28 protein-coding genes are annotated in these 21703 nt (G+C 62.4%); 23 read left to right on the top strand and 5 right to left on the bottom strand.

Features of this window, described 5'->3' with window-relative positions; genetic code table 11:
• The first annotated feature begins 9 nt into the window (after positions 1 to 9).
• From rplN to EP837_RS05945, 14 genes are all read left to right on the top strand, one after another.
• On the top strand, positions 10 to 378 hold the full coding sequence (gene rplN, locus EP837_RS06010) for a 50S ribosomal protein L14 (protein ID WP_007686569.1): 369 nt from the start codon (positions 10 to 12) through the stop codon (positions 376 to 378).
• Positions 378 to 689, top strand: a complete 312-nt coding sequence (rplX, locus tag EP837_RS06005) for a 50S ribosomal protein L24 (protein WP_066525414.1) — start codon at positions 378 to 380, stop codon at positions 687 to 689. Before rplN ends, rplX begins: the two co-directional genes overlap by 1 nt.
• Positions 689 to 1261, top strand: a complete 573-nt coding sequence (gene rplE / locus EP837_RS06000; RefSeq protein ID WP_066525408.1) for a 50S ribosomal protein L5 — start codon at positions 689 to 691, stop codon at positions 1259 to 1261. Before rplX ends, rplE begins: the two co-directional genes overlap by 1 nt.
• Positions 1262 to 1314: 53 nt before the next feature.
• Positions 1315 to 1620, top strand: a complete 306-nt coding sequence (gene rpsN / locus EP837_RS05995) for a 30S ribosomal protein S14 (RefSeq protein WP_007686564.1) — start codon at positions 1315 to 1317, stop codon at positions 1618 to 1620.
• 12 nt (positions 1621 to 1632) lie between these two features.
• Positions 1633 to 2028 carry a 30S ribosomal protein S8 gene (rpsH, locus tag EP837_RS05990; RefSeq protein ID WP_066525405.1) on the top strand — a complete coding sequence of 132 codons (396 nt, stop codon included), beginning with the start codon at positions 1633 to 1635 and terminating at the stop codon, positions 2026 to 2028.
• Positions 2028 to 2561 (top strand): 50S ribosomal protein L6, encoded by a 534-nt coding sequence (rplF, locus tag EP837_RS05985; protein ID WP_066525402.1) that lies wholly within the window; start codon positions 2028 to 2030, stop codon positions 2559 to 2561. Before rpsH ends, rplF begins: the two co-directional genes overlap by 1 nt.
• Position 2562: 1 nt before the next feature.
• Positions 2563 to 2916: a 50S ribosomal protein L18 gene (rplR, locus tag EP837_RS05980; RefSeq protein ID WP_066525400.1), complete on the top strand. Its 354-nt coding sequence runs from the start codon at positions 2563 to 2565 to the stop codon at positions 2914 to 2916.
• 2 nt (positions 2917 to 2918) lie between these two features.
• A complete protein-coding gene (gene rpsE, locus EP837_RS05975) occupies positions 2919 to 3647 on the top strand; it encodes a 30S ribosomal protein S5 (protein WP_082919562.1) in 729 nt (242 codons plus the stop codon).
• A gap of 6 nt (positions 3648 to 3653) precedes the next feature.
• Complete coding sequence (gene rpmD / locus EP837_RS05970; RefSeq protein WP_066525397.1) at positions 3654 to 3830, top strand: 50S ribosomal protein L30; 177 nt, start codon at positions 3654 to 3656, stop codon at positions 3828 to 3830.
• Positions 3831 to 4024: 194 nt separating this feature from the next.
• A complete protein-coding gene (gene rplO / locus EP837_RS05965; protein WP_066525395.1) occupies positions 4025 to 4558 on the top strand; it encodes a 50S ribosomal protein L15 in 534 nt (177 codons plus the stop codon).
• A gap of 187 nt (positions 4559 to 4745) precedes the next feature.
• The gene (gene secY, locus EP837_RS05960; RefSeq protein ID WP_066525393.1) at positions 4746 to 6110 is read left to right on the top strand and encodes a preprotein translocase subunit SecY; all 1365 of its coding nucleotides are present in this window, start codon (positions 4746 to 4748) and stop codon (positions 6108 to 6110) included.
• Between the two features lie 43 nt (positions 6111 to 6153).
• Entirely contained in the window at positions 6154 to 6810 is a 657-nt protein-coding gene (locus tag EP837_RS05955; RefSeq protein ID WP_066525391.1) for an adenylate kinase, read from the top strand.
• Between the two features lie 43 nt (positions 6811 to 6853).
• Positions 6854 to 7396 carry an SRPBCC family protein gene (locus EP837_RS05950; RefSeq protein WP_066525389.1) on the top strand — a complete coding sequence of 181 codons (543 nt, stop codon included), beginning with the start codon at positions 6854 to 6856 and terminating at the stop codon, positions 7394 to 7396.
• A 98-nt stretch (positions 7397 to 7494) separates the two neighbouring features.
• Positions 7495 to 8535 carry an acyltransferase family protein gene (locus EP837_RS05945; protein WP_066528832.1) on the top strand — a complete coding sequence of 347 codons (1041 nt, stop codon included), beginning with the start codon at positions 7495 to 7497 and terminating at the stop codon, positions 8533 to 8535.
• Between the two features lie 91 nt (positions 8536 to 8626).
• On the opposite strand, the gene EP837_RS05940 is transcribed toward EP837_RS05945, so the two are convergent.
• Positions 8627 to 9361: a CsgG/HfaB family protein gene (locus EP837_RS05940; protein WP_066528826.1), complete on the bottom strand. Its 735-nt coding sequence runs from the start codon at positions 9359 to 9361 to the stop codon at positions 8627 to 8629.
• A 243-nt stretch (positions 9362 to 9604) separates the two neighbouring features.
• Here EP837_RS05940 and lepA point away from each other — a divergent pair, with 243 nt between their 5' ends.
• From lepA to EP837_RS05920, 4 genes are all read left to right on the top strand, one after another.
• Positions 9605 to 11410 (top strand): translation elongation factor 4, encoded by a 1806-nt coding sequence (lepA, locus tag EP837_RS05935; RefSeq protein WP_066525383.1) that lies wholly within the window; start codon positions 9605 to 9607, stop codon positions 11408 to 11410.
• Between the two features lie 56 nt (positions 11411 to 11466).
• The gene (locus EP837_RS05930; RefSeq protein WP_066525379.1) at positions 11467 to 11673 is read left to right on the top strand and encodes a DUF2945 domain-containing protein; all 207 of its coding nucleotides are present in this window, start codon (positions 11467 to 11469) and stop codon (positions 11671 to 11673) included.
• 54 nt (positions 11674 to 11727) lie between these two features.
• Complete coding sequence (locus tag EP837_RS05925) at positions 11728 to 12114, top strand: PH domain-containing protein (RefSeq protein ID WP_066525376.1); 387 nt, start codon at positions 11728 to 11730, stop codon at positions 12112 to 12114.
• A 144-nt stretch (positions 12115 to 12258) separates the two neighbouring features.
• Positions 12259 to 12957, top strand: a complete 699-nt coding sequence (locus EP837_RS05920; protein ID WP_380801880.1) for a hypothetical protein — start codon at positions 12259 to 12261, stop codon at positions 12955 to 12957.
• A gap of 2 nt (positions 12958 to 12959) precedes the next feature.
• Here EP837_RS05920 and EP837_RS05915 read toward each other — a convergent pair whose 3' ends face one another.
• Genes EP837_RS05915 through rnd form a run of 3 tightly spaced genes read right to left on the bottom strand, consistent with a single transcriptional unit; the run spans position 12960 to position 14829 of the window.
• Positions 12960 to 13355 (bottom strand): DUF1801 domain-containing protein, encoded by a 396-nt coding sequence (locus EP837_RS05915; protein ID WP_066525374.1) that lies wholly within the window; start codon positions 13353 to 13355, stop codon positions 12960 to 12962.
• A gap of 2 nt (positions 13356 to 13357) precedes the next feature.
• Positions 13358 to 13651 (bottom strand): I78 family peptidase inhibitor, encoded by a 294-nt coding sequence (locus tag EP837_RS05910; protein WP_066525371.1) that lies wholly within the window; start codon positions 13649 to 13651, stop codon positions 13358 to 13360.
• An 11-nt stretch (positions 13652 to 13662) separates the two neighbouring features.
• The gene (gene rnd / locus EP837_RS05905; RefSeq protein ID WP_066525367.1) at positions 13663 to 14829 is read right to left on the bottom strand and encodes a ribonuclease D; all 1167 of its coding nucleotides are present in this window, start codon (positions 14827 to 14829) and stop codon (positions 13663 to 13665) included.
• A 128-nt stretch (positions 14830 to 14957) separates the two neighbouring features.
• Here rnd and aspS point away from each other — a divergent pair, with 128 nt between their 5' ends.
• The 5 genes from aspS (at position 14958) to EP837_RS05880 (ending at position 20767) form a co-directional block, all read left to right on the top strand.
• Positions 14958 to 16742: an aspartate--tRNA ligase gene (gene aspS / locus EP837_RS05900; protein WP_066528824.1), complete on the top strand. Its 1785-nt coding sequence runs from the start codon at positions 14958 to 14960 to the stop codon at positions 16740 to 16742.
• Positions 16743 to 16856: 114 nt separating this feature from the next.
• On the top strand, positions 16857 to 17639 hold the full coding sequence (locus tag EP837_RS05895) for a polyphosphate kinase 2 family protein (protein ID WP_066528823.1): 783 nt from the start codon (positions 16857 to 16859) through the stop codon (positions 17637 to 17639).
• An 87-nt stretch (positions 17640 to 17726) separates the two neighbouring features.
• Positions 17727 to 19046, top strand: a complete 1320-nt coding sequence (locus EP837_RS05890) for a methyl-accepting chemotaxis protein (protein WP_066525364.1) — start codon at positions 17727 to 17729, stop codon at positions 19044 to 19046.
• 77 nt (positions 19047 to 19123) lie between these two features.
• A complete protein-coding gene (locus EP837_RS05885; RefSeq protein WP_066525361.1) occupies positions 19124 to 19309 on the top strand; it encodes a hypothetical protein in 186 nt (61 codons plus the stop codon).
• Between the two features lie 108 nt (positions 19310 to 19417).
• Entirely contained in the window at positions 19418 to 20767 is a 1350-nt protein-coding gene (locus EP837_RS05880; RefSeq protein WP_066525359.1) for a S41 family peptidase, read from the top strand.
• Between the two features lie 412 nt (positions 20768 to 21179).
• Here EP837_RS05880 and greB read toward each other — a convergent pair whose 3' ends face one another.
• On the bottom strand, positions 21180 to 21662 hold the full coding sequence (greB, locus tag EP837_RS05875) for a transcription elongation factor GreB (protein WP_066528822.1): 483 nt from the start codon (positions 21660 to 21662) through the stop codon (positions 21180 to 21182).
• Positions 21663 to 21703: the final 41 nt, after the last annotated feature.

Genomic DNA, 21703 nt, shown 5'->3' with positions numbered 1-21703 from the left:
ACCGGATCCATGATCCAGATGCAATCCAATCTTGACGTCGCTGACAACAGCGGCGCCAAGCGCGTCCAGTGCATCAAGGTGCTGGGCGGCTCGAAGCGTCGCTTCGCGAGCGTAGGCGACATCATCGTCGTCTCGATCAAGGAAGCTGCGCCTCGTGGCAAGGTGAAGAAGGGTGACGTGCATCGCGCCGTCATCGTGCGCACCGCCAAGGACGTGCGTCGCGCTGATGGCAGCGTGATTCGCTTCGACGGCAATGCCGCTGTGCTCATCAACAAGAATGAGGAGCCGATCGGCACCCGTATCTTTGGCCCGGTCGTTCGCGAACTGCGCGCCAAGAAGCACATGAAGATCATCTCGCTCGCCCCTGAGGTGCTGTAATGAGCGCTGCTAGAATCAAGAAGGGCGACAAGGTCGTCATCCTGGCTGGCAAGGACAAGGGCCGTACCGGCGCCGTCCTGCAGGTGCTGCCGAAGGACGACAAGGTCCTCGTCGAAGGCATCAACGTGCACGCGCGTCACCGCAAGCCCGACCAGGCGAACCCGCAGGGTGGTATCGAGCGCAAGCCCGCGCCGCTCCACATTTCGAACGTCGCTGTCGCCGACAAGGATGGCAAGCCGACCCGCGTCCGTTTCGAGGACCGCGACGGCAAGAAGGTCCGCGTCGCCGTCAAGTCCGGTGAGGTGCTGTAATGAGCGACAAGTACACTCCGCGCTCCAAGTCGCTCTATGACGCCGAAATCGCCAAGGCGATGACCGAGAAGTTCGGTTACAAGAACGTCATGGAAGTGCCCAAGATCGAAAAGATCACGCTCAATATGGGCGTCGGCGAAGCGACCCAGGACAAGAAGAAGGTCACTTCGGCCGCCGAGGAAATGGAGCTGATCGCCGGCCAGAAGCCGGTCATCACCAAGGCCCGCAAGTCGATCGCGCAGTTCAAGCTGCGTGAAGGCATGCCCATCGGCGCCAAGGTCACGTTGCGTCGCGAGCGCATGTACGAGTTCCTTGATCGTCTGATCAACGTCGCTCTGCCCCGTGTGCGCGACTTCCGAGGTCTCAATCCGAAGAGCTTCGACGGCCGTGGCAACTATGCCTTCGGCATCAAGGAGCAGATCATCTTCCCCGAGATCAACTATGACCGCATCGACAAGGTGCGCGGCATGGACATCATCGTGACCACCACGGCGAAGACGGACGAGGAAGCGCGCGAATTGCTGCGTCTCTTCGGCTTCCCCTTCCCGCTCGAAGAGAAGCAGGCGGCCTGAACGGGTCCCGCTTCTCTCCCAAACGCTAAAAGCTAAGGAAGAGAACTTAAGTCATGGCGAAACTGAGTTCGATCAACAAGAACGAGCGCCGCAAGAAGCTGGTGAAGAAATATGCCGGCCGCTATGCGAAGCTCAAGGCGATCGCGAATGATACGACGGCTGATGACAGCGATCGTCTGATCGCGCGTCTGAAGATGGCGGAGATCCCCCGCAACGGCAACCCGACTCGCGTGCGTAACCGCTGCGAGCTGACGGGCCGTCCCCGGGCCTACTACCGCAAATTCCGTCTCTGCCGCGTGCAGCTGCGTGATCTGGCCAACAAGGGCCTGATCCCCGGCGTCACCAAGTCGAGCTGGTAAGGATCATTTGAGATGGCATTGACCGATCCCCTGGGTGATATGCTCACCCGCATCCGCAACGGGCAGCAGGCGAAGAAGGACAGCGTTGTGTCCCCCGCTTCGAAGCTTCGGGCCCGTGTGCTCGACGTGCTGCAGCGCGAAGGTTACATCCGTGGCTATTCCGAGGAAACGCTCGGCAAGCATCCCGGCCTGCGCATTGAACTGAAATATTTCGAGGGCCAGCCTGCGATCAAGCATGTCGCTCGCGTGTCCAAGCCTGGTCGCCGCGTCTATTCGGGTTCCAAGGAACTGCCGATCGTGCGCAACGGCTTGGGCATCACCATTGTCTCGACGCCTCGCGGCGTTCTGTCCGACGCGGAAGCGCGCGAGCAGAATGTCGGCGGCGAAGTGCTGGCGGAGGTGTTCTGATGAGCCGCACGGGTAAAAAGCCGATTGCCGTGCCTTCGGGCGTGACGGCGTCGATCGAAGGCGGGCTGCTGTCGGTCAAGGGCCCCAAGGGCACCTTGGCGCTGCCGCTGCGCGACGAGATCAGCTACACGATCGAGGACGGCAGCATTCTGGTGAAGCCGGCCAATGACACCAAAGCCGCACGGGCTTTCTGGGGCATGCAGCGCACGCTGATCCAGAACCTTGTCACCGGCGTGACCGAGGGTTTCTCGAAGAAGCTGCTGATCACCGGCGTGGGTTACCGCGCCAACTCGCAGGGCAAGACTTTGAAGCTGCAGCTCGGCTATTCGCACGATGTCGATTTCGAGATCCCTGAAGGGATCGAGATCAAGACCCCGGATAACACCACGGTCGAGATCAGCGGCATTGACAAGCAAAAGGTGGGTCAGGTCGCCGCCGAGATCCGCCGCTGGCGCAAGCCCGAACCCTATAAGGGCAAGGGTATCAAGTACGCCGGCGAGTTCATCTTCCGCAAGGAAGGGAAGAAGAAGTAAGATGGCAAAGCTTTCCCTCTTCGCGCGGCGTCGTCGCCGCGTCCGCACCGCGCTCAAGGCAGTTTCGGGCCACAAGCCCCGCCTCAGCGTCCACCGTTCGGGCCGCCACATCTACGCCCAGGTCATTGATGATGCGCAGGGCAAGACCCTGGCCGCCGCATCGACCCTGGACAAGGACGTGCGTGGTAAGACCGGCGCCACTTCCGAAGCAGCCGCTGAAGTCGGCAAGCGTGTCGCCGCCGCGGCGACTGCTGCCGGCGTCACCCGCGTCGTATTCGACCGTGGTGGCTTCCTCTTCCATGGCCGCGTCAAGGCGCTGGCCGATGCCGCCCGCGAAGGCGGGCTGGAGTTCTGATCATGGCTGACGAAAACGATATCCAGTCGCAGGCGGGCGCTCCCGCTGCTGTCGAGGGCGGCGAAGCCGCACCGACCGAAGGTCGTGGTCCCGGCCGTGGCCGTGGCAACCGGGGTGGCGGTGACCGCAACCGTGGCGAGCGTGGCGGCCGTGGCCGTCGCGACGACCGTCGCGGCAACCGCGACGAGGAGCAGGGCGAAGAGCTGATCGAGAAGCTGGTTCACATCAACCGCGTCTCGAAGACCGTCAAGGGCGGTAAGCGTTTCGGTTTCGCTGCTCTGGTCGTTGTCGGCGACGGCAAGGGCCGCGCGGGCTTCGGCCATGGCAAGGCGCGCGAAGTGCCCGAAGCCATCAGCAAGGCGACCGCTTCGGCCAAGAAGGCGATGGTTCGCGTTCCGCTGAAGGAAGGCCGCACGCTGCACCATGATGGCCTTGGCCATTTTGGCGCGGGCAAGGTGACGGTCCGTTCGGCTCCGGCCGGTACCGGCATCATCGCCGGTGGTCCGATGCGCGCCGTGTTCGAAAGCCTCGGCGTGGCGGACGTCGTGACCAAGTCGAACGGCACGTCCAACCCCTATAACATGATCCGTGCGACCTTCGCGGCGCTGGGCGAACAGACCAGCCCGAAGTCGGTGGCGCAGCGTCGTGGCAAGAAGGTCGCCGACCTTCTGCGTCGCGGTGGCGCCTCGGCCGAAGTCGCGCAGGCTGATGCCGAAGCGATTGCGGAGTAAAGCGACATGGCGAAGATCAAGATCAAGCAGATCGGTTCGCCGATCCGCCGCCCTGCCGACCAGAAGAAGATTCTGATCGGCCTGGGCCTCGGCAAGATGCATCGAGTGGTGGAGTTGGAAGACACGGCGGAAGTCCGCGGTGCCATCAAGAAGCTGCCCCATATGGTGCAGGTGGTCGACTGACCCCTTGCCTCTCCCGCGTGCGGGGGAGGCAGCGAGACTTGGGTCCGCAGGGTGGGCCTTGGTTGCAGCGGTGAGGGCAGAAGCCCTCTCCCGCTTCGGCTAACCAGCAAGCTGGCAAGCCTCCATATCCTCTCCCGCGTGCGGGAGAGGATTACGTGTTTTCAGCGCGAACATAGCGAAAGCGAGTGCACATCATGAAGCTTAACGAACTCAACGACAATGCCGGCGCCCGCAAGGGCCGGATGCGCGTCGGCCGCGGTATCGGCTCGGGCAAGGGCAAGACCGCCGGTCGCGGCCAGAAGGGTGCCAAGGCACGCTCGGGCGTCGCCATCAACGGCTTCGAGGGCGGTCAGATGCCGCTCCACATGCGTCTGCCTAAGCGGGGCTTCAACAACATCTTCGCCAAGGATTACGCGATCGTGAACCTGGGCGCGCTGCAGAAGGCGATCGACGCCGGCAAGCTGGACGCCAATGCGACCATCGACCATGCGGCGCTGAAGGCTGCTGCTTTGTCGCGCGGCGGCAAGGACGGCGTCCGTCTGCTCGGCAAGGGCGAGCTGACCGCCAAGGTCAACCTGCTCGTCTCCGGAGCTTCGAAGGGCGCCATCGAGGCGGTCGAAAAGGCTGGCGGCAAGGTCGAAGTGATTGAGGTCGTGCCGGCGGCCGAGAAGGCAAAGGCCAAGAAGGGCACCGCCCTGGCTGCGAAGAAGGCCGCCAAGAAGGGCTGAGCCGACTTCCGAGGCTTGCAAGCATGACCCCGCTGTCCGATATGGGCCGGCGGGGTCATCTGTTTCAGGGAAGCTTTGTCGCGTGAAGCGCAACTCCCCGTTCGACAGGGCGGATCGCGCTCGCTAATGGGTTAGCGATTCACGCCGGGCCGTGACTCCGGCAAGAGTGTTTTGAAGGGCAGCCACCATGGCATCGAGAGCCGACCAGCTCGCATCCAATCTCAGCCTGGCGAAGTTCAGCCAGGCGACCGACCTCAAGAAGCGCCTGTGGTTTACGCTGGGCGCGCTGATCGTCTTCCGCTTTCTGAGCTTCGTGCCGCTGCCGGGCGTCGATCCGACCGCGCTGTCTCAGCTCTACAAGCAGACGAATGGCGGTATTCTCGACATCTTCAACACCTTCTCGGGTGGTTCGCTCTCACGCATGAGCTTGATCGCGCTCGGCGTGATGCCATACATCACGGCGTCGATCGTGGTTCAGCTCGCCGCCTCCCTTTCGCCGCAACTCGCGGCGATCAAAAAGGAAGGTGAAAGCGGCCGCAAGAAGCTCAACCAATATACGCGTTACGGAACGGTCGGCCTGACCGCCGTCCAGGGCTATTTCATCGCTGTGGGCCTGGAAAGTTTCGGCGCGCAGTCGGGCGTTCAGGCCGTGGTCGATCCCGGCTTCCTATTCCGGATCGCGGCGGTCATCTCGCTGATCGGCGGCACGATGTTCCTGATGTGGCTGGGTGAGCAGATTACCTCGCGTGGCATCGGCAACGGCGTCAGCCTCATCATCATGGCGGGCATTGTCGCGCAGCTGCCTGTTACGCTCAGCAACCTGTTCAAGTCCGGCAGCGAAGGGTCGATTTCTGGCCTGTTGATCGTACTGGTCATTGCGATGGCCGTTGGCCTGATCCTGCTGATCTGCTTCATGGAGCGCGCGCAGCGCCGGGTGCTGATCCAATATCCCAAGCGCCAGACGCGCCAGGGATTGATGCAGGCCGATCGCAGTCATCTGCCGTTGAAGGTCAACACGGCCGGCGTGATCCCGCCGATCTTCGCAAGCTCGCTGCTGCTGATGCCGCTGACCATTTCGCAATTTGCCGGCCAGACCGTGGCAGGCGAGAGCAGGCTTGGCGACTTCGTGCTGACGCTCAATCAGTATCTGTCGCACGGCAGTCCCGTCTATATGGGGCTCTATGGCCTCGGCATCGTGTTTTTCTGCTTCTTCTACACGGCGGTTGTGTTCAATCCGGAAGAGACGGCCGATAATCTGAAGCGCAACGGTGGTTTCATTCCTGGCATCCGTCCTGGCAAGAACACGGAAAATTATCTGGATTATGTTCTGACCCGGATCACGGTGATCGGGGCCGCTTATCTGGCGATTATCTGCCTGGTGCCGGAATTTGCCATCGCGCGGGCGGGCATTCCCTTTTATCTCGGCGGCACCAGCCTGCTGATCGTCGTTAACGTTACGGTCGATACCGTGACGCAGATCCAGAGCCATCTGCTGGCTCATCAATATGGCGATCTGATCAAGAAGGCCAAGCTGAAGGGTCGCCTGCGCTAAAGGCGCATCACGTCAAGGCGCAAGAACAGGGGAGTATGCGCGCATGAATATCATTCTGCTGGGTCCTCCAGGAGCGGGTAAGGGCACGCAGGCCAGCCGTCTGGTTGAGAGCCGCGGCATGGTGCAGCTATCGACCGGCGACATGTTGCGTGCCGCCGTAAAGGCCCAGACGCCGATCGGCCTCAAGGCCAAGGCAGTGATGGAAGCGGGCGAGCTGGTTTCGGACGAGATCGTGTCCGGTATCATCGGCGAGGCGCTGGATGGTCTGACCGCCGGAACCGGTGTGATCTTCGACGGCTATCCGCGCACCGAGGCGCAGGCCCATTCGCTCGACGCCATCCTCGCGGATCGCGGCCGGACGTTGGATCATGTCATCGAACTCGACGTCGATGAGGACGCGCTGGTCGAGCGCATCACCGGCCGCTTCACCTGCGCCAGCTGCGGCGAAGGCTATCATGACAGCTTCAAGCAGCCGAAGGTCGAAGGCGAGTGTGACAAGTGCCACGGGCACGATTTCAAGCGCCGTCCAGACGATAATGAAGAAACCGTGCGGACCCGCATGGCTGAATATCGCGCCAAGACCGCGCCGATCCTTCCCATCTACGAAGCGCGCGGCATCGTGTCGCGGGTCGATGGCATGGCTGACATGGACGATGTGACGGCCGCGATTGCCGCGATATTGGACAGCAGCAAGTCCTGAGCTACTCTCCCCTCCCCGAACATGATTGGGGGAGGGGGCAGCCATGCGACGAATTTTCTCCGCGATCAGCGCTTTTGCCTTGTTAGGCGCGTCCGCCGCACATGGGGCCGTGACGTCGATCAAGGACAGCGGCTTCGCGATTGAAAACAGCGTCGAAATTGCTGCAGATGCCCAGAGCGTTTACGCGCTGCTCGCGGCCCCGGATCGCTGGTGGAGCAGCGCACACACCTATAGCGGCGTTGCGGGAAATCTCACCCTGGAGCCGCGCGCTGGAGGCTGTTTCTGTGAGCGCCTGCCGGGCCCCGGTGGCTCCTCCGGCAGCGTTGAACATGCCCGCGTCATTTTTGCCGCGCCCCATAAGCAATTGCGTCTATCGGGAGCCTTGGGACCGTTGCAGGCGGAAGGCGTCATGGGAACGCTCGATATCACCATTACCCCGACGAAGAAGGGCGTCCGGGTCACGGTGGGTTATGTGGCGGGCGGCTATGTACGCATGGGCATGGCCCCGATCGCGCCGATGGTGGATAAGGTTCTCGGGGAACAGCTTGCGCAGCTGAAACGGGTAGCAGAGGTTCGTAAGCCTTAGGTCCACCCAGCTGCTCCGCAGCACATGGAAATGCCATTCTGTTTCCGATTGGCGGTCATTTTAACGATTGATTGCTGTTTGATTGCTATTCCCGCCGGGTGAGTGGACCGCCTCATCGAACCCGCCTGTCGGAATTGGACGCCTTGCGCGGGATCGGCGCTCTCTGCGTGCTGGTTTTCCATTATTCGACGCGCTTTCATGAGCTGTTTCCGCAGGCAGCGCATGTGCCGTTCAGCTTCCCGGGAGGCAATTACCGGGTATTGCTGTTCTTCACGATTTCCGGCTTTGCCATCTTCTTCACGCTCGATCGGATTGGCAGCGTCGCCGACTTTGTAGTGAACCGCGTTGCGCGGCTCTACCCCGCCTATCTCGTCGCGATGCTGCTGACGCTGTCCGTCGAATATCTCGCCAAAGCGTCCCAATTGCTGATTGGCCCTGCAGCGATCCTGGCCAATATCACCATGCTTCAGGGCTTTGCCTTCTTGCCGGAGGTGGATGGGGCCTATTGGACGTTGACGGTCGAGATCGCCTTTTACTTCTGCATGATCGCCCTGTGGAAATGGGTGGGGATGAAATGGCTGGAACCCATGCTCGCGCTTTGGCTGGTGCTGCGCGGGATCTACGGGTTCTGGCCGGACATGCCCGAACGCATCGTGATGCTCTTCGTGCTGCGCTATGTGCCGTTTTTCGTCATCGGCATGCTGTCTTATCGCGTCTGGGCGGGGCGACGCCGCTGGCGGCAGCAGATGCCTTATGCAGTGCTTGCGCTGTTGTCCGTTGCCGCGATGGAAAGCTGGGACGTGACGCTGATCGCCTGCCTGCTGCTGGCGGGCTTCGCCGCGCTGATTGCCGGCCGCCTGCGGTGGATCGCGGCGCGGCCGCTGCTGTGGATTGGCGGCATCAGCTATTCCTTCTACCTGATCCACCAGCATGTGGGCTTTGTCGTGATGCTGAAGCTGGCGGAGCTGGGTTACAGCCCATGGATCGCGTTTTCGACGGCCTTCCTCGTTGCCCTGACGCTCGGAACCGCGATCAATCGCTTGGTCGAGCGGCCCGTTGGCGAAGCTATTCTGGCCTGGTGGCGCAGGCGGCGTGAGAAGGTCAGGATACCGGGCGAGGTGGCGGTAGATCCCACCTGACCCGCTAAAGAAGTCGGCGCACCCCAGCCAATCGAAGACACAAAAAAGGGCGCCGCCTCTATCCGGCAGCGCCCCTTCCTGATCACTGTTCTTACTGCGCGCGCGGAGCCGCCGCAGCAGCATTGGCGGGCAGGCCGCCCAGCTGCGTGACAAGCTTGGTATAGGCGTCGAGATAGGCGAGCACGATGACCTGGCCGATCTCCGTATTCTGGTAACCGCTGCCGCCGGCGGCCGCAAAACCGCCCCACCAGCCGCCACCCGCGCCGCCGCCGAAGCCGATATCGGTCTTGCGGGCGTAGCCCTCGGTCAGCGCCTCTTCCTCGGTCGTGCGGGCGTTCACGATCGACAGCGTGACGTTGGCTTCTTTCTTCTTGATGTTGAGTCCGCCCAGGACCGCGCCGCCAAAACCGCCCATCAGGCCGCCCAGCATGCCGCCGACATTGCCACCGCCCGAATTGCGGTTGGAAGAGACGATGTCGGGCTCCAGATAATAGTCGGCGGCCTTCACCTGGCCCCGACCCAGGTTGGAGCCGGCCTGGAGCTCGCCCGAATCAGCCATGGCGCGTTCCATCGCGCGGCTTTGCATGGCGCGACCGCGGTTGACGAGACCGAAGCAGCCAGACTGCTGGATGAACACCTTCAGGATCGCCTCCGGGCTACCCAGGTTCAGCTCACGCCACCACTGATTGTCCGGCTCGACGATAGCGACGGTGCCGATGCGGCGGGTGCAGCGTGGGATTTCCTGGGTGGCGCGCTCCTGTGCGCGGCGGCCGGACGAAGCCCCCTTGGTAGTGCCATCCTTATACGTCTTGCCGGACGAACTCATGTTCGTCTGCGCACTTGCCGCGATCGGCGTCACCGCCACCGACACCGTAACGAGCAGCGCGGAAACCGTCTTCAACATTGCCCCAATTCCCCTGTTTGTGCGGATGAAAAGCCATTTCTGATTATGATGCGAGCCCGCGAAGAACAAGCGGCCTTTAGCATAGCCCACCGCTCTTGCCTACAGACGGCGCGCGCCCTTCGCTGCACTGCTGACAGGCCGGCAAATGGCTGCTAGGGCGCGGCCATGACCGACCTCTCGCATATCCGCAATTTCTCGATCATCGCCCATATCGACCATGGCAAATCGACGCTGGCCGACCGGCTGATCCAGCGCACCGGGGGCCTCACCGACCGCGAGATGAGCGCGCAGGTGCTCGACAATATGGATATCGAGAAGGAGCGCGGCATCACCATCAAGGCGCAGACCGTGCGTCTCGACTATGTCGCGAAAAATGGGGAAACCTACGAACTCAACCTCATGGACACGCCGGGCCATGTGGACTTCGCCTATGAAGTGAGCCGGTCGCTTGCCGCGTGCGAAGGCGCGCTGCTGGTCGTCGACGCCGCGCAGGGTGTGGAAGCGCAGACGCTGGCGAACGTCTATCAGTCGATCGAGCATGATCATGAGATCGTGCCGGTACTCAACAAGATCGACCTGCCCGCTGCCGAGCCGGAAAAGGTGCGCGCGGAAATTGAGGAAGTGATCGGCCTCGACGCATCCGAAGCGGTGCTGGCGAGCGCGAAGTCCGGCATCGGCATCGACGAGGTGCTCGAAGCCATCGTCGCCAAGATCCCGCCGCCCAAGGGTGATCGCGACGCTCCGCTGGAAGCGATGCTGGTCGATAGCTGGTATGATCCTTATCTCGGCGTCGTCATCCTGGTGCGCGTCGTCAACGGCGTCATCAAGAAGGGCCAGAACATCAAGTTCATGATCGGGGGCACGGAGCATCTGATCGATCGCGTTGGTTGCATGCGGCCCAAGATCGAAGCGCTGCCGGAACTGGGGCCCGGAGAGATCGGCTTCATCACCGCGCAGATCAAGGACATCAGCCAGACCCGCGTCGGCGACACGATCACAACGGTCAAGAATCCGGCCAAGGCGCCGCTGCCAGGCTTCAAGGAAGTGCAGCCGGTGGTTTTCTGCGGCCTCTTCCCTGTCGATGCCAATGATTTCGAAAAGCTGCGCGACAGTATCTCCAAGCTTCGCCTCAACGACGCCAGTTTCTCCTTCGAAATGGAAACGTCGGCGGCGCTCGGTTTCGGCTTCCGCTGCGGTTTTCTGGGCCTGCTCCACCTGGAGATCATCCAGGAGCGGTTGACCCGTGAATATGATCTCGACCTCATCACCACCGCGCCGTCGGTGGTCTATGAGATGCACATGAAGGACGGGACGGTGCGCCATCTGCACAACCCGGCCGACATGCCCGATCCCAATCATATCGAGATGATCGAGGAGCCGTGGATCGAGGCGGTGATCTATTGTCCTGACGAATATCTCGGCTCGATCCTGAAGCTCTGCCAGGACCGGCGCGGCATCCAGAAGAACCTGACCTATGTCGGCGGGCGCGCCCAGGTGACTTACGAGCTGCCGCTCAACGAAGTGGTGTTCGACTTTTACGATCGCCTGAAATCGATCAGCCGGGGCTATGCGAGCTTCGACTATCACCAGATCGGCACGCGCGAGGGCGACCTCGTCAAGATGAGCATCGTCGTCAACAATGAGCCGGTCGATGCACTCAGCATGATCGTTCACCGCAGCGCCGCCGAAGCGCGCGGGCGGCATATGTGCGAGCGGCTGAAGGACCTGATCCCCCGCCATCTGTTCAAGATTCCGATCCAGGCAGCGATCGGCGGCAAGGTGATCGCGCGCGAGACCATCGCGGCGATGCGCAAGGACGTGACCGCCAAATGCTATGGCGGCGACATCACGCGTAAGAAGAAGCTCCTCGAAAAGCAGAAAGAGGGCAAGAAGCGGATGCGCGAATATGGCAGCGTCCAGATTCCGCAGGAAGCCTTCATCGCCGCGCTCCGTATGGGCGACGAAAGCTAGGGCCACGCGCAACCTGCGTCATGCTGCTGGGTTCTCGTTCGTGAGGAGGATGCAGCATGAAGCAGGAACCCAAGCCCGGTGACAAGGTAAGTTGGAAAAGCCATGGGAGCGAGGCGCATGGCAAGGTTGTGAAGAAGCAGACCAGCCCTACGCAGATCAAAGGGCACAAGGTTGCGGCGTCAAAGGATGATCCGCAGTTCATCGTCGAAACCGGCGATGGCAAGCGCGCCGCCCACAAAAAGGATGCGCTAGCCAAGGATTGACGCAGGCACGCCATCCATGATCATGTCCGGCTGCATCTTTGGACGGGGCGACTGATGAGTGAAGCGTGGCTGTATGACGAGCATCCTGCGATGTTCCGCGCGCATCCTTTTCTGTTCATTCTGCTGCTGATATCGGTTGTCGGCCTGCTCGCGATCGGCGTGTGGTGGCTGCGGGCCAAGGGTGAGCGGTTGGCGCTGTCCGACCGCGAAGTGCTGATGGAGCGCGGTCTGCTGTCGAAGCAGCGGACGGAGATTGCGCTGTCGAGCATCCGGAGTGTGCGCATCACCCAGACTTTCGGTCAACGCATCTTCGACGTTGGCAATGTGGAGCTTTTCAGTGCTGGCGACATTGCGGAAATTGCGATCAAGTCCATGCCGCGCCCTGGGCGCATTCGCAACATAGCAGCATCCCGCAATCTGGACCTGCTGCCGCAGCGCTGATTCGCAATCCTACTTGACTTCGCGCCAATTATTTTAACGATGTACAGATGAAGGGCCTGCCAGAGCCCCGACATGGGAAGGACGCCTCCAGGGTAACGCCGATCCGCAATGAAGCGGGGCGGCGCTGCAAGGGGATTTTCGTCCATGAGCTTGCCCGTGATGCCGCCGTTGCCTTTGCTTTCGAGCCAGCAGCGAGAAGATATCCGGCAGGCATGCGGCTTCGCCTGCGTCCGTTGCGGCGTCACCATCTACCGCTATCTGCGATTGCCCGAAAGCAACGGCGCGACGTTGCTCTGCCCCACATGCCATGGGTTGGTGGAGGAGGGGCGGCTGACATCCACGCAGGTGCACAGTTTTCATACCAATCCGGTGGTGCGGCAGCGCCATTTCGCCCGCGACCGCCTGCCTTTTTCGCCTGAGCTGCCGACCCTGATCCTGGGCGGCTCGCGGCAGTTGCGTGACACGCCCATTCCTCTGACGCTGGATGGCGAGCCGATCCTGATCTTCGCGCCGCCCCGGCGCAGCAATGGCGCGACCCGGATCAGCCTGCGCATGGGCGCGGCCGACGGGGCGCCGGTGCAGGTGATCGACGGCAATGAATGGCTGCCAACCGATGGCAGCTGGCACTTTCTGCTCCGAGGCGACCGCTACAGCGTCATGGCGGCGCGCGGCGATGGCATGGCGGTGCTGAGGATCGTGGCGCGCAACCGTATCGCGGTGGAGCATCTACGCACCACGATCCGGGGACGGCGGTTGGAAGTGACGCCCGACTGGTTGGAAATCGATGGGAAGCGCCATGTCGGCCGCGTCGGTGGCGGCACGCTGATCGGGCTGGAGTGCTGAGGCTACGCCTGCCGGCCTGCCTTGCTCTTGGCTGCGTTCAGTTGCGCTGCGGTGCGGATGAGCGCCTTCAGCGCTTCCGCATCGACGTGGTCGCCTTCGTAAATGTCGATCGCGCGTCGGGCATTGCCGTCCAGGCTGGCGTTGAACAAACCTGACGGGTCAGGGAGCGCGGCACCCTTGGCGAAGGTCAGCTTGACCTTGTCCTTGTAAGTCTCTCCGGTGCAGAGGATGCCGCCATGCGACCAGACCGGCACGCCGCGCCATTTCCATTCTTCGACAACTTCGGGCACCGCCGCATGGATCAGGCTGCGGACATGCCCAAGCATGTCGCCGCGCCAATCCGGCAGTTCGCGAATCCGCCCGTCGATCAGCTCCGACGCCGTTGTCCCGCTCTCCATGATCAACCGCACCGCGCCGAAGTGATCGTCATCCCCTCATCATAGCTGACGGTCAGCCGATCCGCGCGAAAGTCCATCGTCATGGCCATCCCCGGCGCACCCCAGCGCAGCGTGCGGGCTCCCGAGGCGGCAAGAAGTTGCGCCCCCACCTCCGCACTTGCCTTCTGTCCGACAAAGCGGTCCAGCCCGTCATTCCGGCACGCCCCTTCGACAGGCTGCGGGCCGGCGGGGCCCTGACCGCCAGCTCCCGAGCAAGCCGCCAGCAGGGCGAAGGGAAGAAGCGCGGCGATCCGCATATCATCTGCTCCTATTCGGTGCGTGTCATCTTGAGGCGCCCGCCCTTGACCGCAAAGGCTAGGCGGCCTTCGACCAGATCAACGGCATCGCGGCCGAATTGTTCGTAACGCCAGCCTTCGAGGATGGAGAGGTCGTCGCGAACCCCCGCCGCCAGCGCATCGATATCATCGGACCGGGCAATCAGCCGCGAGGCCACATTGATGTCGCGCGACCGGATCTTGAGCAGCAGCTTGAGCAAGTCGGCAACCAGCGCGCCGTCCTTCCCCAGGCCGGGGCGCTTGGGATCGCGCTCGGGCATTTCGTCCTTGTCCAGGGGCTGGTGGCTGGCGAGCGCCTGCATCAACCGCGCGCCGATATCATTCGTCTTCCAGGTGGCGGACAGGCCTCGCACCTTGCCGAGATCCTCCTGCGCGCGGGGCGGGTGGCTGGCGATGTCGGCCAGCGTCTCGTCCTTGACGATGCGGCCGCGGGGGAGGTTCTTGTCCTGCGCTTCGATCTCGCGCCAGGCGGCGAGCGCCTTCAGGCGGCCGAGCACATCGGCCTTGCGACTGGCGATGCGGACGCGCTTCCACGCTTCGGCGGGCTCATTCACGTAATTTTCCGCGTCGCTGATCCGCTCCATTTCCTGGTCGAGCCAGTCGCCGCGTCCCGTGCGCTTCAACTCTTCCAGCATCTTCGGGAAGATTTGGATGAGGTAGGTGACGTCGCCGATGGCATAGTCGATCTGCCGCTTGTCGAGCGGACGGCGCGCCCAATCGGTGAAACGCGCGCCCTTGTCGAGTTGCACCCCCAGCCACGCATCGACGAGGTTGCCATAGCCAATCTGCTCGCCCAGGCCGAGCGCCATCGCCGCGATCTGCGTGTCGAATAGCGGATGCGGCGTCTTGCCGGTCAGATTGTAGATGATCTCCAGGTCCTGCCCGCCAGCGTGAAAGACCTTCAGCACATCCTCATTATCGACCAGCAGGTCGAGCAGGGGCGAAAGGTCCAGGCCGGGCGCCTTGGGATCGATGGCGGCAGCTTCATTCTCGTCGGCGACCTGCACCAGGCAAAGGTCGGGCCAATAGCTGTTTTCACGCATGAACTCGGTATCGACCGCGATATAGGGCGATTGGGCGATCCGGGCGCAAAATGAAGCGAGAGTCTTGCTGTCGGTAATCAGCGGATGGATTTGCATATGGTCTTCGATCTTATTATGGGCTGGCCCGCTCCCCGGCGGGCTCGTCGATGTTCGACAAGACCGCCCATAGCGGGGCTGCAACAATTTGTCATTTCCGTAAAACGCAAGCGAAAGACCAAAACGCCATGCACGCCTATCGCACTCATACCTGCGGCGCCCTGACATCGGCCGAAGTTGGTAATGAGGTGCGCGTATCGGGCTGGGTCCATCGCAAGCGCGACCATGGCGATCTGGTCTTCATCGACCTGCGCGACCATTATGGCATGGTGCAGATCGTCACCGAAGTGGACGGTCCGGTGTTCAAGGTGATCGAATCGCTGCGCGCCGAAAGCGTCGTGACCGTGACCGGCAAGGTCGTGGCGCGCGCCAAGGAGGCTGTGAACCCTAACCTTCCGACCGGCGAGATCGAAATCCGCGCGCTGGACGCCGTGCTGCTGTCCGCCGCCGCCGACCTGCCGCTGCCGGTCGCGGGAGAGCAGGAATATCCCGAGGATATCCGCCTGCGTTACCGCTTCCTCGATCTGCGGCGTGAGACGCTGCACGCGAACATCGTCAAGCGGACCAAGATCATCTCCGACATGCGCCGCCGCATGGAAGGGATCGGCTTTACCGAATATTCAACGCCGATCCTGACCGCGAGCAGCCCGGAGGGTGCGCGCGATTTCCTGGTGCCGAGCCGCATCCATGCCGGGAAATTCTACGCCCTGCCGCAGGCGCCGCAGCAATATAAGCAGCTGCTGATGGTGGCGGGCTTCGACCGCTATTTCCAGATCGCGCCCTGTTTCCGCGACGAAGACCCGCGCGCCGACCGCCTGCCGGGCGAGTTCTACCAGCTCGACCTCGAAATGAGCTTCGTCACCCAGGAAGATGTGTGGAACACGATGGAGCCGGTGATCGCCCAGGTGTTCGAACAGTTCGCCGATGGCAAGCCGGTCACCCCCTCCGGCAGCTTCCCGCGCATCCCCTATGATGAAGCGATCCTGAAATATGGCTCGGACAAGCCCGATCTGCGTAACCCGATCATCATCCAGGACGTGACCGAGCATTTCCACGGCTCGGGCTTCGGCATCTTCGCCTCTCTGGTGGAGAGCGGCAGCGTCATTCGCGCGATCCCGGCGCCGGGTGCGGGCGCTGGCAGCCGCAAATTCTTTGACGAGATGAACAACTGGGCGCGGGCAGAAGGCTATTCGGGCCTGGGCTATATCAACATCAAGGATGGCGTGCCCGGCGGTCCCATCGCCAAGAATCATGGCGAAGAACGCACGGCGAAGCTGATCGACGCACTGGGCCTCGGGCCGAATGACGGCGTGTTCTTCGCGGCGGGCAAGGAAAGCCAGGCGGCCAAGCTCGCCGGCCTTGCGCGCATCCGCGTGGGCGAGCAGCTCGACCTGATCGACAAGGATCGCTTCGAACTGTGCTGGATCGTCGATTTCCCCTTCTACGAATATGATGAGGAATCGAAGTCGATCGACTTCGCGCACAATCCCTTCTCCATGCCGCAGGGCGGCATGGACGCGCTGGAACATCAAGACCCGCTGACGATCAAGGCCTATCAATATGATATGGTCTGCAATGGCTATGAGATTGCTTCGGGCTCGATCCGTAACCAGTCGCCGGAACTGATGGTCAAGGCGTTTGAGAAGGTGGGCCTCAGCCAGGCCGATGTCGAGGAACGCTTCGGCGGCCTCTACCGCGCCTTCCAGTACGGCGCGCCGCCGCATGGCGGCATGGCAGCGGGCGTGGATCGCATCGTGATGCTGCTCTGCGGCGCGCACAACCTGCGCGAGATCACGCTGTTCCCGATGAACCAGCGCGCCGAGGACCTGCTGATGGGAGCACCTTCGCAGGCTGAACTCAAGCAACTCCGCGAATTGCACATCCGGGTCGTGGAGCCACAGGCCAAAGCCTGACCGTTACCCGTCATCCCAGCGGAAGCTGGGATCTCCTTCGTGCCGGACTGACTGCGATTTGACTTTTCCTTTGCCCAAGCGTTGCTTGATCGCGACGGAGAAGGAGAAGATCGCATGGCCATCGACCTTGCCGATTATGAGAAGGGCGTAAAACTCAAGGGCGACTATGAGGCCGAACTGGCCGGCCTGCAGGAGCGGTTGGCCAAGATTCAAGTCGCCCACATCATCCATGACCGGCGCAGCGTCATCCTGTTGGAAGGCTGGGACGCGGCGGGCAAGGGCGGGATCATCAAGCGCATGACGGCCGATTGGGACCCGCGCTATTACCGCGTATGGCCCATCGCCGCTCCCACCCCGGAGGAGTGCGACCACCATTTCCTCTGGCGCTTCTGGACCCGCCTGCCCGCGGGCAAGCATATCGCGATCTTCGACCGTAGCTGGTACGGCCGCGTGCTTGTCGAACGGGTGGAAGGCTATTGTTCAAAGGCCGAATGGAAGCGGGCCTATGATGAAATCAATGCCTTCGAGAAACAGCAGGCGGACGCGGGCACCAACATCGTCAAGCTGTTCGTCCACATCACGCAGGAAACGCAGGACGAGCAACTCGCCCAGCGGCTTGATACCCCGTGGAAGCGGTGGAAGACGGGCGCCGATGACTATCGCAACCGGGCGCGGCGCGACGATTATCTGGACGCCATGCACGCCATGTTCGCCAAGACGGACAGCAAATCCGCCCCATGGCATGTGATCGACAATAACAACCGGAAGGCCGGGCGCATCGCCGCGCTGAAATATGTGGCCAAGACGCTTGAGAAGCTGGTGCCGATGGACTTTCCCGAGCCCGACCCCGAAGTGGTGAAGCTCGCAGCGGAGGCATTCGGTTATAAGGCGCTCTGACGAAAAACCGCTAAAAACAGCCATTTGTCATCGAACTGTCATCAAAACCTAACCGCGCGTTTACCATTCAGGCCGTAATCGGCGCTCATGTTTTCGCCCCAGATGCTCGATCCCGCTCCCTCTCTGCCGCGCGCACAAGGCTTGCCCTTTGTGGCTGACAGTCCGGTGATCCGGTTGGGAAGGCCCTTGAGCGAAGCGGTGGACCAGTTTCAGCTCGATCCCGCGCTCCGCCTGCTCCCGGTCCTCGACAGTCAGGGACGGCCCGCAGGGGCGATCTATGAGCGCGACATGCGGCGCATCCTCTTCAATCCTTTCGGCCACGCGCTGTTGCGCAATCCCAGCTTCGGCGGGCGGCTGGACGATCATGTCCGTCCCTGCGCCTGGGTGGAGCGGAGCGCCACGATCGAGGCGCTGATCGACCTCTATGCTGCGCAGGGCCAGGCATGCGAAGGGCTGATCGTGGTTGATGGCGGGCGCTATGCAGGGGTGGTTGGTGGGCAGCTTTTGTTGAAGCTCGCCGCCGAACGTGATGCGCGCGTGGCCATCGTGCGGGCTGAGCGTCTGGAACGGGTGACGCGGGAGAGCGGCAGCTTTCGCCATGATGTCGAAGCACTGATCGCCGATCTCGTCGCCATGGCCGACATGCTGTCGCGTCTGGCGACCGAAGCGGCGGAACGGGCGGCGCATAATGGCGACGCTTCGGCAGGCATGGCGGTGGCGGCCGCGCAGACGGCAGACAATCTTTCCGGCATTGCTGCGTCGGCCAGCGATCTTGGGCTGCTGTTCCAGACCATCGAGGAAGAGGTGCGCGACGCCGGAGCGGCGGTCCGCTCCGCTGTCGAACAGACTCGCCTCGGCTCCGCCCAGACGCAGCAATTGTCGGTGCAGGCGGATGGGATCGGCGAGGTAACCGCGCTCATCGACGCGATCGCCCGCGCCACGGCCACGCTGGCGCTCAATGCCGGGATCGAAGCGGCGCGTGCTGGCGAGGCGGGGCAGGGATTTGCCGTGGTCGCGCGGGAGGTGAAGCTGCTGGCTGGTCAGACACGCGACGCGGCAGCGGAGATCGCTAACCGGATTGAGCATATCCGCGCCACCGTCGGTCATGTGGCGCAGGGACACGCCCTCATGAACTCGGCCATCGCCACGGCGGACCGGCTTTCGGGCTCCGTGTTCGAGGCGGTGGCGCGGCATGGCGCGTTCAGCCGGACGATCGCGAGCAGCGTCGCAGAGGCGGGCGTCTCCAGCGAGCATATCCGGGTCAGCGCGAGCCGTATCAGCGACAATGCCGGGGCGGCGGTGGAGGGCGCGAGCAACATCCGGCATGCCGCCGGTCAATTGGCGCAGGAGGCGCACCGCCTCGATGCGCGCGCGAGCCTTTTTATCCAGGCAATTAGCTTCGACTGACCCCGAGCCAAGAAAACGGCTGGCATGCTGCGGAAATGCGGTTACCTTCGCCTTCCAATAAGAAGGAGAGGAATGCCATGCTCGTCATGTTCGTGGGCGCCGACCGGACCGAAACCGCCATCAATGCTGCGCAGGTCACCTTCGTTTCATCGGTCACGGACGGCACCCGCATCCGCTTTGGCGAAGGGCGCAGCGTGACGGTCTCCGAACCGATCGCCCAGGTGATGGACAGTTTGAACCAGGCGCTCCGGCCTCATGAATAGGGCAGGCAACTCCTAAAGCGGCAGAAAGGCGGTTGGCTCCAGCCATGCTTTGCGTCTGGCTGACAACCCGCCTATACTGGCCGCTTGATGCCAGGACTCAGGACAGCAATGACTTCCAATTTCTTCCGGGGCGCCGTTGCCCTTGGCGCGCTCGCGCTCATCCCCGCCACGACCGCCGCGCTCGCCGATGGGGAAGCCAGCAGCTACAAGGCGCTCGACGAGTTCATGGACGTGTTCCAGAAGGTTCGCAGCGACTATGTCGAGAAGGTCGATGACGAAAAGCTGATCAAGGGCGCGATCGACGGCATGCTCGCCAGCCTCGATCCACACTCCAGCTTCCTCGACGCCCGCGACTTCCAAAATCTGCGCACCCAGACCGAAGGCAGCTATGGCGGCCTTGGCCTGTCGGTCACGCAGGAAGACGGCGCGGTCAAGGTTATCGCGCCGACGCAGGATACCCCGGCCTGGCGTGCGGGGATCAAGGCGGGGGACTATATCACCCATCTCGATGGGCAGCTCATCTATGGCGGAACGCTGGACGAGGCGGTCGACAAGATGCGCGGCGCCGCCGGCACGTCGATCAAGCTCACCATCGTGCGGCCGGGCCGCGACAAGCCCATCGAACTCACGTTAACTCGCGAAATCATTCAGCTAAAGCCCGTAAAGTGGGAAGTGAAGAACAATGTCGGTGTGATCAACATCGTCAGCTTCTCGGCCAATACCGGCGCCGACATGCGCCAGGCGATCCGCAGCATCGATAAATCGCTCGGCCACAAGCCGACCGGCTATATTCTTGATCTGCGCTCCAACCCCGGCGGCCTGCTGGACGAGGCGGTGTCGGTCAGCGACAGCTTCCTGGAGCGCGGCGAAATCGTGTCCCAGCGCGGCCGTCAGAAGGGCGATGTCGAGCGCTATTATGCCAAGCCCGGTGACGACGCGAAGGGTCTGCCGGTCATCGTTCTCGTCGATGCGGGCTCGGCATCGGCATCGGAGATCGTCGCAGGCGCGCTGCAGGACCAGCATCGCGCCCTGGTGATGGGCGAGCGTAGCTTCGGCAAGGGTAGCGTGCAGACGATGCTGCCGCTGAGCAACACGACCGCCCTTAAGCTGACGACGGCGCGCTATTACACGCCGTCCGGCCGCTCTGTGCAGGAAGGCGGGATCGAGCCTGACGTTCGCGTGCCGCAGCTGTCCGATCCCGATTACAAGAACCGGCCGAAGTTCCGCGAAAGCGACCTGCGCCGCCATTTGATCAACGAGATCAAGACGGACAACGCCGCGCTCGAAGAGGATATTAAGGACGATCCTCGCTTCGCCATGACCGCCGAGGAACTGAAGAAGAAGGGCATCGAGGACTTCCAGCTCGACTATGCGCTGAAGACCATCGGCCGGCTGGCGGCGAAGCCGGGTGCCGTGGTGGCGCAGGCGCAGCCGATGATGCGCAAGCCGGCGCGCTAAGCCTGCAGATCAGTATCGGCTTGGGTGGATTGCGGACATAGCCCCTCCCTTCCAAGGGAGGGTTTGATTAGCCGCAAGCAAACAATTTTCCGTCATCCCGGCCTTGAGCCGGGATCCCGCTTCCTCTGGTTGACGGCGTTAACGGAGACCCGTCACCTGTGGCGCATTACCAGCAGCGGACAGGACATTTTTCTCGGGCCATCTTCCAACGAAGCGTGTGTAACCTAATCGCCACAGCCTCCCAAAAAGCATCCTATTTCACCAACAGACCTCGATTTAGCCTGTCCTACATTCCTCCGGCCTGTCTATCCCGCGCCCCTCTTTGAACCGTCAAACTGCTTTCCACGATGCCTACGCGCGCTCGCGCACGCGCGCGCATATGGTGTGAACTTCGGCGGAAAATGGCGGTTTCTTACGCCGGATAGCTGATCGCCATCACCTCATATTCCTTCTCCCCGGCCGGGAGCAGGACGCGGCGCAGATCGCCGATAGCAGCGCCGCGCAAGGCTCGTGCGATGGGCGATCCCCATCCGATCCGCCCCGCACTGGCATCCGCTTCGTCATTGCCCACGATGGTGACGGTGCGATGATTGTCATCCTCGTCCACGATGGTGACGGTCGCGCCGAAGAAGACCTTGTTTTTGTCGGGCTGCTGCCGCGGATCGACGACCTTGGCGTCCTTCATCTTTTTCGACAATCGGCGGAGTTGGCCGTCAATCTCACGCATGCGCTTGCGACCGTAGAGATAGTCGCCATTTTCGCTACGGTCGCCATTGCCCGCTGCCCAGCTTACAATCTCGACGACGCGCGGGCGCTCGACGCCCAGAAGCTGGTCATATTCGGCGCGCAGCTTCGAAAAGCCGTCGGGTGTGATGTAGTTGGGATGGGCGGTCATGGCAGCATAGCCTAGCCCTTCGTGCCGAGCGAAGTCGAGCA

This window comes from Sphingobium sp. EP60837, from assembly GCF_001658005.1.
In the GTDB taxonomy this organism is placed as follows: domain Bacteria; phylum Pseudomonadota; class Alphaproteobacteria; order Sphingomonadales; family Sphingomonadaceae; genus Sphingobium; species Sphingobium tyrosinilyticum.
Note: the sequence above shows the minus strand (reverse complement) of the source record. Positions and strands in the feature narration are given on the sequence as shown.